Consider the following 14,861-nt stretch of genomic DNA (forward strand, 5'->3'; position numbering starts at 1 on the left):
AGACTGGCCGAGTAGGGCATGGGTGATCAGCGCCCGGAATTCCGGGTGACCTTCCCATGCCCTCTACGGTCAATCGCTAGCGAGTCATCGCGCGGCAGCCCTCACGCACGTATCGGATCTGCTGAGCAACCGTGCGCTTGCGTCCGTCGTCGTATGTGTCGCTCACCATGTCCGCGAACCACGAACGGCCCTCACGTGTACGCCGCAGCTCCACGCACGGCGGGTACTGGACCGTTCCGACGAGCACGCGCACCCTGTAGGACACGTGCGGCTGGTTGGGGGCCGAGTGAGCCTCAGCCTTTGCCACGCCCCCGAGCATGGCCACCAGGGCGAGCGCGATCATTCCCAGTCGAGTACGCATCAGACGGCCACCTCAGGAAGCTCACGAACGATGAACGGACGGTCCGCGTTGCGGATGAACTCCACGGCAGCCGTGAAGTCGTCCCCGCGAAAGCGGAATGCCACCGCGAGCGGCGCCTTAGGGTTGTGCGACCAGTAGGCCGGACGACGATGCGCGACAGACCACACGGACCCGTCAGTCATCTGCACCACCTCCCGCCCGGTCAGTGCCACGTCCAGCAGCTCGAAACTCACGCTGCGAACGGGCTTGAGGAGAATCCTCTTATCCGAGTTGAGGTCGATCATTTGCGTTGTCCTTTCCCAGACATGAGAAAGGCACGGCCGAGTACCCCTACCGTCCGTGCCCACTTCCCCACCGGTACGAAGTGCCGGCGGGCCCACTACTCCCCGTGATCAGACCTTGAGGCCCTGCGCACGCTGAAACGCACGGTGCTGCCACGTGTTCATGCAGAGCGGGGAGGCACCGTTGTACGGGCCGCATTCCTCGCAGTGCTCACCCTTGTTGACCACGCACCCGCACGGCGCCTCCCACGTCCCCAGAAGCGACGCATACGCGTCCCGGTCCGTGTTGACCAGCGGGATACGGCCCACCTCAGCCGTCATGTGGTCCCCGAACACCCGCGTTCCCACCCCGTGATGACTGGCCACGTCGACCAGCCACCATCCGGCATGTGTCGGGTGTGGACGGGGGGCCGACTCCACCACCGCGACCGGACCGAGTGCCCAGCCGAGCAGTACGTCACCGCGCTTGAGGTACTGAGCGGGCACGGACGTGCCCAAGTACCGCTGTGCCTTACGCCCCTTCTCACGCCACGCATTCATGCGTGTTCCCTTCACTTGTCTACCGTGCCTTTGTGGCGCAGTAGGTAGAGGGAAACACGGGCGAGTACCCCTATCCGTCCGTGTTTCCGTGGCTACCGACTACGACAGCCCGTTTCGCTCGCGATACGCCTTAGCGCGTTGCTCAGCTTGGTAATACGGGCTCAGTTCCGGCGTGCACGTCCAGCAGTCTTTAACGTGCGCTTCTGCCGTTTCCTCGGACATCCCCCAGGGGTACGGCCTCCCCCAGTAACGAGCCATGAAGATGTGCGCCATGATCGTGTCCAGGTATCGGCACTTCTGCCGATTCTCGTAGACACCCGGAAAGTCCCGCATGTACTCCGCCATTTGCTCACACGTAGCCGCGTGATGCGGGTGCAGCGGGCTCGGGCATTCCTGCTGAGTGCCACTCATGCCGCCTCCACCACCCGCAGACCGCCGCGCTTACCGCGCTCGATGAGCCTGGACGGGTAGTCGAACGGACACCCCACCGTGCGGAAGTCGACCGCATCGGCCCACGCCTCCGCGCTGTAGGGGTAGAGGCTCGCGCTCACATTGTCTTCACTCATGGCTCGTGACCACGCCACCAGGGCCGTACGCGCGTCCCTCAGGTTCTCCACGGCCGTAACGGTGAAGTTGTCCCGTCCGGGCCCGTCGACGTGCAGATAGACAATCCAGCGGGGAGCGGCAGCCTGGCACGCGTTGCACGTGATCTCCATCGGACGGCCGGACATGAGCTGTTCCACGCCCGACGGTCCCGAGCGTCCGCACAGGGTCCGGTTATCGCTCATCCGGTCGTACCGGAACTCACCCCGAATGCCATGCGTGATCTTGCTTTCCCCGAACGTGGTGACCACGTCCGCGCGCTTGCCACTGTTGTCCTGCTCGATCTCCCGCAGCTTCCGCACGTAGATCCAGGGGTTTTCCGCCAGGCTGTCAGCGCAGTTCACACACGCATTGAAGTCGAGCGACACACAGTCTTCCGGCCGTTCGGACGGAACCGCGACCTCACGCATGACCCAAGCCGCCGGCACACGTGTCCCAAGGCACAAGTCGTATTCACAAACCAACACTCGTATTCCTCCCCATACTCCACTACGTCCCTTGCCGTAATGGGTGATGGGGTGCACGGAAGAGTACCCCTACCTGCCGTGCACCCGACTCCCTTACGACGCGCTCTTACGAAAGCGGCGTGACACGCACGTTGAACCCGTTCACGAGCCCGTATCCAGTGCGGTAAATGTCCGCCATACCGCGCGTGACCTCACCCGGCAGAGACATGCACTCGGCGAAATTACGAACCTGCTCCGCCATGTGACCGAATCCCCGAACGTTGAACACAAACGGCTTACGGTCACCGCGTCCGATGATGCTCACAACGAACACAGAGTGATCCCGGTACTCAGACCAGAATCCAAACTGACGGAGAGGAATGGTTCCCCGCTCACGTCTGACCGTGCTGATAGCTACTGGCATTGCCACCCCTTACGGGTTGCCGTACGGCCCTCACGGGCCCTTGCAAGTGCCTCACGACACTCCCCCCGACAGACTCACTCTCAGACGCTTAGAGACATGCTGAGTAGGGCCGGGTGAGTATCAGTCACCGTGGCCCTGTGCACGCTGGACACGTCGTATTGTGTGTGTCTGCCGTAGGCAATCTCGTAATGCAGTCCCGGCCTGTTTGGCAGTCCCGCCGGGCGAACTCATGCGTCTTACTACGGCTACTGGGCAACGCACTCCGCTTACCCCTGCACGTGGCTTACTGGCACTCTCACGCTTGCTCGTGCCGTCCCGCTCAACACGTCCCGTAGGGACAGTGGAGTCATGGGCAAACGGCGTCCACAAACGTTGCTGGCACGCACAGAGACAGGCTCGTTTGATTCGCTTCACCGTGTTCTGTCTCGCATGGACCTATTGGCTATCAGGGTCGGTCAACCCCCCGCTTAGCAGTGCACCCGAACCTTTCGGTCTCTCGGCCAGTCATCGCGTCTGTCTCTACGCTCTTGCACCGTGGGATCACACCCTCTATTCGCTTCGGGTGTGTGCACTGCCCTATGGAGTTCTCAAGGAGCTACGTGGCCGCCTCTCGGGCGCCATACGCGTCTGAGTAGGAATCGGTGCGGAGGTTGCAGCTAGCCGCTCTCACGCGCTCTCAGGGCCGATTCCAGGCCCGGTGAGTGATGGACACTCACCCGCGCTCTAGGTGGCGGGTCTCTCGCGTTCATTCGCTCTCTCCTCCTTTCCGGCCGCCCCGTTCGGGGTGGCTTGCATGGAGGACTATTCCGAATCCACACCCAGGAGGCAACTTACGAATCAGGGTTAGGAGTGAAGACGCGCGCTCACGCGTTGGGGCTGCAAAACCGCAGGTCAGAAGGGGTGTGATGCCTGGCCGGCAATCACCCCAAAATGGGACACAATACCCCACCACCCAGGAGGCAACTTATTTGCAATGCCTTTACCTTTACATGCCACATAAAGGGACATCTCAGGTGGGCTCGTTACCGTGCTGTGATATGCAGGGTTGTTTCATATATACCCCTACCATGTATACACATGGTGTATTACGGACATTGCAAGGTGCCCATTGTGTCCGCATTCATGCGTGAATGACCGTGACCCAGTTCACACAAGTCACCTGAGGCAGGCTCGCTCTCGACTGCACCCCGTGCGTCACAAGCGCACAAAGAATGCATTCACAAGGTCACGAGGAATGCACTCCTATTGATGCCTCACTTAGTGCGGGTGCATTATCATTCACAAGCGCACAATGTATTAATGTTACCGCACACACATGTGATGCACATATACGGGGGTAATATAACGAGAATGTTCACGAGGGACCGCAGGGGGCGCCTTCCTTCCGTCGTGTACGGGTTTGAAGGCTTCACAAGCTCACAAGCGCTAATCGCCGGGAACATGCTTCGAGCCCCCTACTGGCCCTTTCAGCCGGCACCGCGGCTTCACAGGACCCCTCAGAGGGCTCGTAATGCTGCACCACATGGGGTGAGGTAACAACAACATTGTTCTCTGGCTCACATTTCGGGGCTCTCCTGTCCCGTTCTGCGTCAGAGGACGCGTACGTAATCTATGGAGGCGGTTGGTATACCCCCTCTCAAAACCTCTTGACACAGCAGAAGGCGCCCCCTCCGAAGGGGGACGCCCTCTATGGTCGACTCCCTGAGCCCTAGGTGGTGTACTCCAGCTCTGTCAGAGCCGCGTCACGCACAGATTCCGCCTTTTCATCGAGATCGAGGGCTTCCAGGTACGTGATGAGTTCCCTCCGAGTCTGGCTCAGGCGTGTTCTGAGACCATCTCCGTGAATTTCCTCGGGGAGAATCACCGTACGGAACTCTTCATCCTGAATTACCCCGGAAAGAAGCTGATCGACCAGCCACACGGGCGTTCGTTCGCGGATGGCGAAGGTCAGGTGCATGCTGGGGTCGTCGGAATTCCGGGAATGCGGGTTGTGCACCCACCCGCGAGGGAGAATTAGGGACTGCCCAGGTTCCAGGTCGAATACCTGATCAGGTCCCTTAGCAATCCACTCCTCTTGCCATCGCGGGTCCCACACTTGGGTTGAGTCCAAGTGGCTCCGAACCGGGTCCTTGAACTTGGGTTCCCAGAGTTCCCACGTCTTCGAGCCCGAAATCTGCACGATCACGGCCATTTGCTGATCCCAGTGGTGCTGAAGACCCTGACCGCCGGCAGGCGTGAGGAAGGCGTGGAGGTAGTTCGAGAATCCCGTTTCCCTCTGGATCGAGCGAGACACCCCGCCGAGGAAGGGAACGACCCTCTGAAGGTTTCCCAGTCGGATCGTGAAGCCCTTTTCGTAGTACGCCCGGAGCTTCGCCCCGTCCGTCCGACCGTTCGTCTTGAAGCCCATCGGATGGATGCTGGGACGAGGAGGGTTGCCGCCCAGGTTCATGACGGCCACCTCGTCAGCAGGGGTGCAACCGCTGAAGGCCCACGTCTCAAAGAACTCGGGAGTGACGAAGCGGTCCAGCTCGGTGGTTCCTCGCTGGTACACCCGCGGCTCATCAGGCCAGGAGCCCAGGAGTTCGGTTGTGCCGTCCTCGGGCAGCAAGAGACGCAGGGACATTGCGGATCTCCTTTACGTTGGCGGCAGGGGGCACGGAAGGTCTGGATGAAATCCGTTCGGACAGCACACGACGTGAACTGAGAAGATGTTCTGAGACGGGGTGTAATGCACCCAAGCCACGTCCACGCCACGAGGTAGTGAGTCGTAAGCGCCTACAACCTTCGAATCCAGGGATTCGTAAGCCTGTCCCCCATCGCCACGTTCGAACGGCGGGTTATCCAGGTAATGCTTCCTTAGCCACTCCACCACATCAGTTACATCGGTCCATGTTCTGTCGGCAGCAGCCTGGTTCTTCTTCAGGAACCAATGGCCGAGCATGAGAGGCGGCAGGTTGGAGGCTGCGAAGTCCGAAGCTGCCTCTCGGTATCGAGGCTCTTCTTTGGTTCCTGGCGCGGGAGGGTCGGGGTGCGGAGGCCGACGGTTGGCATCCTGGAAGTACCGGGCGGGGCTGCCGACCCACGGCCCGTAGCCGTGCCAGTGTCCCGGTTCATCGTCAGGCCAACCCATGCGTTCTCCAATGGCTTTGGAACCGCCCCCAAGGCTTCTGGGGGCGGTTCGTGGTGTGTGCTGAGGAGGGCCTCAGACTAGACCGTCAGGCCCCGGTCCCTGACCCACCTGGACGCGAACGCGTCCATCTCCGGGCCGCTGAACAGCAGCATCGTGCCGGCGGGGGCTTCGGGCTTGTTGTCGCGCACGATGAAGGTGTCCGCCGCGCTGGGGTGGGCGGCGATCTCCACGCACGTCTCGTTGTCACCGCCGAGGTTGCCGCCGCAGTAGGCGGTGAACTCGGCTCCCTCGGTCGGCAGGGTGTAGGGGTTCGTGTCGGGGGTCATGCTTCCTCCAGGTGCTCACTCGTGCGGAGAGTCGTTCTCCGCGCCGTTGTGCACTTGCAGACCCGCCCGGCTGCTTACCTGTCCTTCTTCACGGGGTTGGCGAAGCAACCGGGCGGGGGCTTACCCGCCCCCGCTAGGAATTCCGATAGGAAGACGGGGGAAGCCTCTCTTCGGACTCATCCAGCGAGGACGGAGTTTGGAAGTCAACTTGCGGGACGCGCGTCCCATTGCTGGTTGCAGAAACTGATGTACTGCCGCATGTATTCACAGCACGGCTCACAGGCGTAGACCGGGGCGCTCTGACCGTCGTGTTCTACCGGGCCAATCCACAGCACCATTGCCGCGTTGCGGCAGAGCACGCACCAACCAGAGATCAGCGGTCGCCGTCTCATGACTTCGGCTCCGCGATCATGTCGCTACTCGGTCCTCTTGGGTGGGCTCAAGTGCCGGCGGACTCGGTGGCGTTGCACGGCGGTCTCTGTCGAGCTGGGCCATGCGGACCTTCATCAGCCTGTCCCGGTCGGGGCGCCGGATGTTCTCCGCTCCAGTCGCCCATGGCTCTCCGTCCTCCACGGGCCGTAGAAGGTAGCCCGTTACCTCGCCGATCCGGTCCGTGGCTTCGTCCAGCACGGTTTCCCCCACCATCGGGCGATGGTGCCGCTCCTCCAGGAGGTTCACGGGCTGGGTTCGTCGGCTGGCTTCCCGAAGCGCTCGGCTGAGCCTCAGCACCTCCACGACGCTCAGGGCTCCGATCACGACGGGTGCCTCACGGCCCTCGGTGGCCCAGTCCACGCGCATCTGGGACGGGGATACACCGATCTCTGCAAGCAGCTCTCGTAGAGCCTCATAGGCGTCCTGAGATCGGTTGTTCGACTGGCCACCAGGAAGTTCTACGACCTGGGCCGTGGGCTCCGACATGTCATCACCTCGTGCCGCTGCGTGCTTGGGGGTTGGCCCTTAGTCAACGACGGCCGACGCACCCGAGCCAGGTGAAATACAGGGGTACGCCCTCGCATGACCCCGGTGATTTTTACCTTCCCCTGTGTCCCTCTGGTCGCTCAGAGCTACCTTGAGGACATGCCCTATGTGAACGAGAAGCTCGCAGACCGGATGGAGGAACTCGGCTTCGGTCAGGCTGAGTTAGCACGTCAGGTCAATGATGAGATTGAGGCTCTGACGGGCAAGCCGGGCAAGCTGACTGATGCGGATGTGCGCCGATGGCTGCGCGGCGCGACGAAGTGGCCGCAGGATCGCATCAGGCTATGCCTGGAACGGGTCCTCTCCGCCGGCGCCGAGGATCTAGGGTTCGTGCCCCGCAAGAAGGAGGCAGATCCTGTGCACCGTCGTAAGTTCCTCAACGCTGCGGGCGGCTCAGCGCTGGCCCTCGCGACCTCAGGCGTCAGCGACCAGGGGCGACTTGGCATCAATGATGTCCGGCGCTTCCATCGAGAGTATGTGGCCATCCTCCGGGCTGACGATGCGGGACGGGGTACGAAGAGGGTAGAGAACCTTGCGGTGGAGCTGGCTTCTCGAATCGAATCCTCTCTGGCGGTTTCCACGGCTTCAACGCGCGTGCGGGACATGCTTCATCGACTCGCAGCGGAGGTCACCAGCTCCGCGGCCTTCGCTTCGCTCGACGCCAGCGCACCACAGCGGGCGCGTGGACATCTCGACAGGGCACTTACCTTCGCTGGCCTGTCTCGGGACAGTGAGGCGATGTTTCACGTCTGGAACCACATGTTCCTGGCGTCCAGCATGCGGGAGAACCATCCTGAAGCCGTGGCGGGTGCAGAGGTAATGAAGCGCTCGTCAATCGCACGGCGAGATCCGCTGTATGCCTCCCTCGGGCATGTGCGCAACGCCAACGGACTGGCACGCGTGCCGACGCGGCGGTCGGAGGCTCTGCGCGCCCTGAACGATGCCGAACGTGCCTTTGCGCGGGCGGACGAGCAGCAGCGCCCTGAGTGGATCAGTTTCTACGACAGCAGTGAGTTCGACGCCCTGTCCAGCTTCGTATGGACAGCACTCGGGGACCACGGAAGGGCCGAATACTGCCTGCATCGCACCCTTGCGAATATTCCAGAGGAAATGGTCCGTAATCGAGCCTTGTACACCGCACACCTGGCCGTCGCTCAGGCCAAGCAAGGGGAGTTGGAACTTGCATGTGTGACAGGTCGACGGGCATACATGCTGCTTCCCTCAGGCGCCGGGTCACGGCGTACGACGAACACCCTGGCAGCAACGCGCAAGGTGCTCGTAGCCTCGGGCTCGAAGGCACCCGAAGTTGTCGAGTGGATCGAGGAGTCCGCCCAGTGGATTTGATGCTCTACACGCACGCCGACGCGCGGGACGTGCGGTCTCTGCTGCTGGACATCCACGACGAGGCATACGCGGACGATCCGGACCCGTTCCACTCCCGTGAGCGCTTCTCCTACTTCGTTGATCTCTGGTCGAAACGGGAAGACTGGCTCTGTGTTTCCGGCTGGGAGGAGGGCGGCGCGGTTGGCTATGCGTACGGCTCGAAGTTCAAGCCGGGTGGCTGGTGGAAGGGGCACAGGCGTCCCTCAGACCTGAAGGGCTCCGTGTTCGGTCTGTCCGAACTCATGGTGATCCCCAAGTGGCGCGGCACCGGTCGGGCACAGCAGATCCATGATGCTCTGCTCGAAGAGGTGGAGGCTGACATGGTTTCCCTCACGGTGGAGGCTCAGCGCCCCAGGGTTCAGGCCATGTACGAGCGTTGGGGCTACAGCAAGGTAGGCGAGGCAAAGCCCTCAGACGACTCCCCGCTGTATGCCGTCATGGTCCGGAAGCTGTAGGCGATCCGCTGGCGCTGACCGGTAGACTCGACACCTGAGAGGCCCTGCCTGTACCCCTGGCAGGGCCTCTCATCGTGTCTGAGGGACTAGCCGACTGCTGTGAGAGCGTCGGGGCCTCCGTGTCGGTACCAGGAAGCCTCACTGATCCCGATGGCCTTGCAGAGGTTCTTGACAGTCAGCCTCTCACCAGATGCCCTCAGGCTCTCAGCAGCCTCCTTGACGGTCTCTCTCGTCAGGGTGACGGTCTGCTTGCGAGAGCCCTCCGCAAGGCCCTTCTCGATCTCCTGAGAGGCCGTCTCAGCCTCAGCCTTCAGGCTCTCTGCAACGTGGGCTAGGGCCTCGTGCTGAGAGACCACAGCGTGAGAGCGAGCGGTGAGAGCCGCAGCCTGAGGGGTGAGGGTGTCGACCACCTGAAGTGACAGGAAGTCGATCATCTCTGCAAGTTCCCCCATCTGCTGAGAGGCGGTCTTCACCTGGGCTGGGGTCTCAGCCATGTGTACGAGGTGCGCGATGGTGAGAGGTGGGACGCAAGAGACAGCCACCACCAGGAGAGCGGAGCTGTTCATGTAGTTCTGCTCGATCAGGTGAGAGATCGACTGAGCCGACATTGCCAGCAGCAGAGCCATGAGAGAGCCCACCAGGGCAGTCACCTGACCGGGCAACTCCATCTTGCGGCGGTACGTGGAGATGGCGCCCGCAGAGAGGGCGTACACCGAGAGGCACACGGGCATGGCGGGTGCGTAGTGCTCGGACCATCCGGCCGTTCTCGCCAACGCTACCTCTCCCGGAATGGAGAGGTAGAGCGCTGCGAGGCACGCCGCCGGCAAGGCAACGTAGAGGATGCCCTTGATGTACCAGGGGGTTGCAGAAGGCATGGGTGTCCCTTGGGTTGTGGTGGGTGAGAGAGGTCAGCCGTCGTTGCGGCAGTCGCGGCAGAGGCCGCCGGGGTGGCCCGATCGGTAGGGCCTGTGGCACTCGGGGCACTGAGCCCGCTGAACGGGCTGTGAAGGCGCCTGAGAGGGCACGGGGGCGTGAGTCCGCTCGGGCTCGTGGTTCTTCAGCCGGAAGTGGACGAGAGCGGCAGCAGAGGCCACGGGGGTAGGCAGGGCCTTGCGCAGGGTTCGGATGACTTCCATTTCGTGGAAGCCCTCAGAGAGCCACTGAGCGGCCAGCGGCGCCAGGCGCCGAGCTTCGCGGTTGGTCAGCAGAAGCCGGGGCTCGTGAATGGCAAGCCTGTGGAGAGCCTTCACGGCTCGCTCAATCAGGGCGTCGTCTGTCTTCTGGGGAGCCGCTTCCTCCCCCTCCCCATTGCCGCTTTCCTCGGAGCCGTCCAGCTCCTCAGCAGGTGGAGTAGGGAGGTGGTCATTTCGCTCCGCGTCTTTCCCCTTGGGGTAATCGCCGACATCCGGTGTGGTCGGCTCCCCGACCGTCGGCATGTGGTCAGTCGGGGTGTCAGAGACAGAGGTGAGGGTGACCCAACGTCCGCTCTCGGGGTCCTGGACCCGGGCACGGTGGACGTACCGACGCTCTACGAGTCCGGTCATGGCGTTGGCGACAGTCCTACGACCGTCCGGGACGCGGGCAGTGATCTTCTCTACCGTGGCGTTGTTCTTGTCCGGCAGGGACAGCAGCTTGACGAGAAGGCCAAGCTCGGCCAACGACATGTTGGACTGTGCGATCTCGTTAGGGATCTGCACATAGGCACGGGTGTGCCGGGTACGCTGGACGCGCATCTAGAGACCCACTTCTCTAGGTGTACTTCCCAGCGGGTAGCAGCCCGCCGGGCGACCCCCTGAGGTAGCAGCCTCGGGGGGTCTGTTGCTTCGTGGGACGGTACAGGCGACACGCCCAGGAGGCAACTAACTTGCTCCACGACTGTCAGCGCAGAGCCCCCACAGGGGTCAGCGGAATCTCAGCAGAGCAACCGTCACGCCCTACACCGAAGGGGTACGAACGGGCACAGCAAAGAAGCCCTGACCAGGACGTTTGCCCAGGTCAGAGCCCTGTGGTATGAGAGGCCCGACTAAACCTCCACGTTCACGAGATGAAGGTTCTTGCAGTCGAGGGCGTATGCGAGTCCGCCGGCGACGAAGACCCCACCCCGGGCGATGCTGAGCACGATGTCCGGCTCGTAGCCGTCGTCGGCGATGGTCTGCGCGAGCTCGCGGACGGCGGTGCCGAACCGCTCGTAGCTGAGGTTCTCCCGCACGCTGCTGTCACTCATGGGGCTCATCAGGGCTCATCGGGAAGTCGTCGCTCACACCTGGGTCCGGTGGAAGTTCTTGAAGGACCGGGAGGCGGTGGGCCCGCGCTGCCCCTGGTACCGGGACCCGTACCGCTCGCTGCCGTAGGGGAACTCGGCGGGCGAGCTGAGCCGGAACATGCACAGCTGGCCGATCTTCATGCCGGGCCAGAGCTTGATGGGGAGGGTGGCGAGGTTGGACAGCTCGAGGGTGACGTGCCCGCTGAACCCCGGGTCGATGAACCCGGCGGTGGAGTGGGTGACCAGCCCGAGCCGCCCGAGCGAGCTCTTGCCTTCGAGCCGGGAGGCAAGATCGTCGGGCAGCGTGATGACCTCGTACGTCGAGGCGAGGACGAACTCCCCGGGATGCAGGATGAACGGCTCATCCCCCTCGGGCTCGACAAGCCGCGTCAGATCGGCCTGCTCGATGGAGGGGTCGATGTGCGGGTACCGGTGGTTCTCGAACACCCGGAAGTACCGGTCCAGCCGTACGTCGATGCTCGACGGCTGCACCATGGATTCGTCATAGGGATCGATCCGTACCCGCCCGGCGTCGATCTCGGCCCGGATGTCCTTGTCTGAGAGAAGCACGCCCCGAGGATACGCAAGGCGCGCGGAACGGCCACAATCGTGGGTTCCGCGCGCCCGGCACTGCACCTGCTGTTACTACTGTTGCTGCTGCTACTGCTGCTGTTGCTTTTGTGCCCGCTGCCGCTACCGCTACCGCTTCTCCAGCGTCACCGGCACCACACTGCGGAGCCGGGCACACCGGGGACATCGGACGAGCCGGCCGGGGCCGAGTCGCTCGGCCTGCTGCATCGGGAACGAAGCGGTGCTGAACACGTGCCCATCGGCACAACGGACGACGGTGCGCTCCATCAAGTCCTAGAGTCCCTTCCCCAAGAGCCGCGTCCGGCTGCTACCTGCCTGACGACGAAGGCCACATTACGGGATCAAAAGGACGCCCCTCCAGGCGGCACTCCGCCCCCACCCGGCCCCTCTCCCACCCCTCCACCGTACGCCCCAACTCCGGTACCCCGCACCCACATCCGCCCCCTGAAACGCACTCAGGCCCCACGGCGTCAGCGCCCGGGGCCGGAGATGAGGTACAGTGACGAGGCGATCGGACACCGCCTCCGGATCATCTCCGGGCGGGCGTCTTACGCGGGTGTAGTTTAATGGTAGAACATCAGCTTCCCAAGCTGAGAGCGCGAGTTCGATTCTCGTCACCCGCTCCATATGAAGCCCCCAGGTCAGGGACCTGGGGGTTCCTTGTTGTCTAGACCGGTGCAGCCCCTGCGCACCACAACCGCACCATCAGGGCTTGTGCACCATTACCGACGCGCCTAGGGACGCCACTCCTGGCGGTAGTCAGGGTGCCCGTCGTAGGACTGCGCGAGGACGCGAAGCGCGTAGGCGAGACCGGCGACGCGCGAGTCCGAGGGATCCATCACCTTGAAGTCCCGCGCCAGCATGTCGATCAGGTCGAGCATGGGCAGGTGACTGTCGAGGAGGGCCTCGCCGCCGAAGGTGTCACTCACATAGGCATAGGCATGGTTGTCCTCCTCGTTACGGGCGCGGAGGAACGCTATGAGGTCGTCCATGGGCTCATCCTCGCGTGCCGTCTGCGTCGGCGCCGCCCGGTTTGGCTCGCTCCCCGTTGTGGGGCTTCGCACGTTCGGCGCGGACCATGTCGTCGAGGCCGGCGGCGACCTCCCGCTGACGCTCGTCGTCGGAGTGCTGGTAGATCATGGCCGCCTTCTCGGATGACTGGCCCGCGCGGAGCATCGTTCGGATGCAGACATGGGAGGAGTAGGGAGTTGGCGTGAGGTGGCCACGCCAACCGGGTTGGGAAGTCAGTCAGTCACGGCCGGAAGGGCTTCAGTGCGGGCAGGTCGGGTACTGGGTGTGCCGAGGCCCGGCAGGTCTCGGCGGCATCGCCGAGGGAGAGGTACGGCGTGCGGATGCGGGACCAGCCGCCGGAGGTGTCGCCAGCAACGGCCAGGCAGGGACGCTCGGGAGCGATGGCGCAGGCAGCCAAGACCGCCTCGGGATCGATGTCGCCGAGCGCCATCTTGGCCGATGCTTCGTCGTAGACCCGATGGCAGACACGGCCGGTGAGTTGGGCCCGGAGTGGCCCCCTTCCCCAGTTCGGCGCCGAACCGCTGCCCGCACGCTTCCACGTGGATCCCGGCGGCACGGCCGAGTTGGGCGAGTCGGATGAGCTGGGTGACCATCTCGTCGCGGCGTTCCTCGTCCTTGCGTGTGGCGACGAGGAAGAGTTCGGCGACTTCATCAACGAACAGCACGATGGGTACGGGCCGTTCGTGTTCTGACAGTCCCCAGATGTCGGAGGTGATCTCCTCATCGGGGGTGCTGGGGGCGATGCCCTGGCGTGCCTTGATCAGGTCGTAGCGGTCCTCCATTTCCTTGACGAGCAGGGGCAGCAGGTCAGCCGCCTGTTCCGGGTCGGTAGCGAGCGCCGAGAGCCGGGGCGCGAAAGGCGCCAGTTCCACCCCGCGCTTGCAGTCGATGCCGACCAGGGCGACGGGCTGTCGAGCGAGGCCGGTGATCAGGTGGCGCAAGTACATGGACTTGCCTGACAGCGTTGCACCGAGGGCGAGTTGGTGCGGGATGGTGCGGTAATCGCGCACGAAGGGTGTGGCGTCCTCCCGCAGCGCGACCGGCACCTGGAGGAGACCGCCCGCGACCTTGCGAGGCATCCGCACCTTCCGAAGCACATCGAAGCCGACCACCCGCAGCTCAACGACACCCGGCTTGAGAGTGGTGACGTACACGGCGTGAACGCCCCAGGCATGCCGTAGCCGTTCGGCCGAGGCAGCGACGTCAGCGGGTTCCTGCCCTGGGGCGAGCCGCAGGCGAAGTCGCAGCCCGGTCGCCGGGGGCCGAATGATCCCCCGACGCGGCGGAACAGGTCGAACCTCACGCCGGGTGGTCGCCTTGACCGCGAGGACCCGAAGCCGGGACGGCGTGACGGTCAGGCCGCACGCTTCCATGACCGAGCCGTACGTGCTGAGCAGCCGGACTGTGGACACCGGCAGGCCGAGTGTGGACCAGTACGCCGCCGGATGCTTGGCCCGGGCGTAGGCGGCCCCGCCGCCAAGCGCGGCGACAGGACCACCCACCTCCAGAAGCGTCGCTATGTCGCTCATCAGGCGGCGGCCTCCGTGGAGGCCGGGAACGCGGCCGGGGTGACGGCGGCGGCGCGGTAGGCGATGCCGTGACGCTGCTGACCGTTGAACACGCTCTCCCAGGGCCGGGCGACCAGGCCAGGCAGCGAGACCGGCGCCCCGAGGGCCAGCCCCTCGGAGATGCCGCCCTCCGGGACCGTGACCTTGATCAGCGATGACTCGCCGTCCTCGATGTAGACGACGCCGATGGTCATCAGCGCTTCACCGCTGTTGGCGTCCTTTGCGATCTCTCCGGTCTGGCGGTCGCGGACCTTGGGCTCGGGAGCCTCGGTCAGCAGGATCGTGGCGCCGGAGGTCTCAACGCGGATGGTACGCAAGGGATTCTCCCTGTCTACTCGTCTATACATGATGCGTCCCGCGAACCCGATCTCCGGGCTCGCATGGACCACGTTGCCACACAGCTTGCCCACTCGTCTATACGAGTATGCCTGTTGGGGCGTACGAGTTCGGGAAAGCGTCCCCGCGCACCACCGCAAACCA

The 14,861-nt window shown here is 63.7% G+C and carries 14 protein-coding genes, 1 tRNA gene and 3 pseudogenes; 4 read left to right on the plus strand and 14 right to left on the minus strand.

All coding sequences use genetic code 11. The features are described from left to right. Positions 1 to 76 precede the first annotated feature (76 nt). The 7 genes from ACZ7L6_RS15670 to ACZ7L6_RS15700 form a co-directional block, all read right to left on the minus strand. Positions 77 to 361: a hypothetical protein gene (locus ACZ7L6_RS15670; RefSeq protein ID WP_471924036.1), complete on the minus strand. Its 285-nt coding sequence runs from the start codon at positions 359 to 361 to the stop codon at positions 77 to 79. Then, on the minus strand, positions 361 to 645 hold the full coding sequence (locus ACZ7L6_RS15675) for a hypothetical protein (protein ID WP_471924038.1): 285 nt from the start codon (positions 643 to 645) through the stop codon (positions 361 to 363). Before ACZ7L6_RS15675 ends, ACZ7L6_RS15670 begins: the two co-directional genes overlap by 1 nt. A 108-nt stretch (positions 646 to 753) precedes the next feature. Beyond that, the gene (locus tag ACZ7L6_RS15680; protein WP_471924040.1) at positions 754 to 1,182 is read right to left on the minus strand and encodes a hypothetical protein; all 429 of its coding nucleotides are present in this window, start codon (positions 1,180 to 1,182) and stop codon (positions 754 to 756) included. A gap of 407 nt (positions 1,183 to 1,589) precedes the next feature. After that, positions 1,590 to 2,195, minus strand: coding sequence for a hypothetical protein (locus tag ACZ7L6_RS15685; RefSeq protein WP_471924042.1), 606 nt, complete (start codon positions 2,193 to 2,195; stop codon positions 1,590 to 1,592). 2,168 nt (positions 2,196 to 4,363) lie between these two features. Next, entirely contained in the window at positions 4,364 to 5,278 is a 915-nt protein-coding gene (locus ACZ7L6_RS15690) for a JmjC domain-containing protein (protein WP_471924044.1), read from the minus strand. Between the two features lie 584 nt (positions 5,279 to 5,862). Beyond that, entirely contained in the window at positions 5,863 to 6,111 is a 249-nt protein-coding gene (locus ACZ7L6_RS15695) for a DUF397 domain-containing protein (protein WP_471924046.1), read from the minus strand. Between the two features lie 408 nt (positions 6,112 to 6,519). After that, a complete protein-coding gene (locus ACZ7L6_RS15700; RefSeq protein WP_471924048.1) occupies positions 6,520 to 7,029 on the minus strand; it encodes a hypothetical protein in 510 nt (169 codons plus the stop codon). A 159-nt stretch (positions 7,030 to 7,188) separates the two neighbouring features. On the opposite strand from ACZ7L6_RS15700, the gene ACZ7L6_RS15705 reads away from it, so the two are divergent. Beyond that, a complete protein-coding gene (locus ACZ7L6_RS15705) occupies positions 7,189 to 8,433 on the plus strand; it encodes an XRE family transcriptional regulator (protein WP_471924050.1) in 1,245 nt (414 codons plus the stop codon). Next, positions 8,424 to 8,927 carry a GNAT family N-acetyltransferase gene (locus ACZ7L6_RS15710; protein ID WP_471924052.1) on the plus strand — a complete coding sequence of 168 codons (504 nt, stop codon included), beginning with the start codon at positions 8,424 to 8,426 and terminating at the stop codon, positions 8,925 to 8,927. The genes ACZ7L6_RS15705 and ACZ7L6_RS15710 overlap by 10 nt, the downstream gene beginning before the upstream one ends. 86 nt (positions 8,928 to 9,013) lie before the next feature. Here ACZ7L6_RS15710 and ACZ7L6_RS15715 read toward each other — a convergent pair whose 3' ends face one another. After that, positions 9,014 to 9,802 (minus strand): hypothetical protein, encoded by a 789-nt coding sequence (locus ACZ7L6_RS15715; protein WP_471924054.1) that lies wholly within the window; start codon positions 9,800 to 9,802, stop codon positions 9,014 to 9,016. Between the two features lie 174 nt (positions 9,803 to 9,976). On the opposite strand from ACZ7L6_RS15715, the gene ACZ7L6_RS15720 reads away from it, so the two are divergent. Further along, positions 9,977 to 10,723, plus strand: coding sequence for a hypothetical protein (locus ACZ7L6_RS15720; RefSeq protein WP_471924056.1), 747 nt, complete (start codon positions 9,977 to 9,979; stop codon positions 10,721 to 10,723). Positions 10,724 to 10,956: 233 nt separating this feature from the next. Here ACZ7L6_RS15720 and ACZ7L6_RS15725 read toward each other — a convergent pair. Both ACZ7L6_RS15725 and dcd read right to left on the minus strand, forming a co-directional pair. Beyond that, a pseudogene (locus ACZ7L6_RS15725) lies at positions 10,957 to 11,151 on the minus strand (phosphoribosyltransferase); the annotation flags it as partial. Positions 11,152 to 11,184: 33 nt separating this feature from the next. Further along, positions 11,185 to 11,760: a dCTP deaminase gene (dcd, locus tag ACZ7L6_RS15730; protein ID WP_234761692.1), complete on the minus strand. Its 576-nt coding sequence runs from the start codon at positions 11,758 to 11,760 to the stop codon at positions 11,185 to 11,187. Between the two features lie 573 nt (positions 11,761 to 12,333). Between dcd and ACZ7L6_RS15735 the strand changes: the two genes are divergently transcribed. Continuing rightward, a tRNA-Gly gene (locus ACZ7L6_RS15735) sits at positions 12,334 to 12,407 on the plus strand. A 108-nt stretch (positions 12,408 to 12,515) separates the two neighbouring features. Here ACZ7L6_RS15735 and ACZ7L6_RS15740 read toward each other — a convergent pair. From ACZ7L6_RS15740 to ACZ7L6_RS15755, 4 genes and pseudogenes are all read right to left on the minus strand, one after another. Continuing rightward, positions 12,516 to 12,773, minus strand: coding sequence for a DUF6221 family protein (locus tag ACZ7L6_RS15740; protein WP_471924059.1), 258 nt, complete (start codon positions 12,771 to 12,773; stop codon positions 12,516 to 12,518). 4 nt (positions 12,774 to 12,777) lie between these two features. Then, positions 12,778 to 12,960, minus strand: a pseudogene (locus tag ACZ7L6_RS15745) (tyrosine-type recombinase/integrase); the annotation flags it as partial. Between the two features lie 73 nt (positions 12,961 to 13,033). Beyond that, positions 13,034 to 14,342, minus strand: a pseudogene (locus ACZ7L6_RS15750) (FtsK/SpoIIIE domain-containing protein). Next, the gene (locus ACZ7L6_RS15755; protein ID WP_461696711.1) at positions 14,342 to 14,698 is read right to left on the minus strand and encodes an SCO3933 family regulatory protein; all 357 of its coding nucleotides are present in this window, start codon (positions 14,696 to 14,698) and stop codon (positions 14,342 to 14,344) included. The pseudogene ACZ7L6_RS15750 and the gene ACZ7L6_RS15755 overlap by 1 nt, the downstream one beginning before the upstream one ends. Positions 14,699 to 14,861 lie beyond the last annotated feature (163 nt).

Source organism: Streptomyces sp. NPDC107522 (assembly GCF_055657525.1).

Bases quoted from the DNA above. Each gene is read 5' to 3' on its own strand.
- ACZ7L6_RS15670 (WP_471924036.1), bottom strand. From the start codon at position 361: ATGCGTACTCGACTGGGAATGATCGCGCTCGCCCTGGTGGCCATGCTC.
- ACZ7L6_RS15715 (WP_471924054.1), bottom strand. From the start codon at position 9,802: ATGCCTTCTGCAACCCCCTGGTACATCAAGGGCATCCTCTACGTTGCC.
- ACZ7L6_RS15740 (WP_471924059.1), bottom strand. From the start codon at position 12,773: ATGGACGACCTCATAGCGTTCCTCCGCGCCCGTAACGAGGAGGACAAC.
- ACZ7L6_RS15685 (WP_471924042.1), bottom strand. From the start codon at position 2,195: ATGCGTGAGGTCGCGGTTCCGTCCGAACGGCCGGAAGACTGTGTGTCG.
- ACZ7L6_RS15695 (WP_471924046.1), bottom strand. From the start codon at position 6,111: ATGACCCCCGACACGAACCCCTACACCCTGCCGACCGAGGGAGCCGAG.
- ACZ7L6_RS15680 (WP_471924040.1), bottom strand. From the start codon at position 1,182: ATGAATGCGTGGCGTGAGAAGGGGCGTAAGGCACAGCGGTACTTGGGC.
- ACZ7L6_RS15700 (WP_471924048.1), bottom strand. From the start codon at position 7,029: ATGTCGGAGCCCACGGCCCAGGTCGTAGAACTTCCTGGTGGCCAGTCG.
- ACZ7L6_RS15690 (WP_471924044.1), bottom strand. From the start codon at position 5,278: ATGTCCCTGCGTCTCTTGCTGCCCGAGGACGGCACAACCGAACTCCTG.
- ACZ7L6_RS15705 (WP_471924050.1), top strand. From the start codon at position 7,189: ATGCCCTATGTGAACGAGAAGCTCGCAGACCGGATGGAGGAACTCGGC.
- ACZ7L6_RS15675 (WP_471924038.1), bottom strand. From the start codon at position 645: ATGATCGACCTCAACTCGGATAAGAGGATTCTCCTCAAGCCCGTTCGC.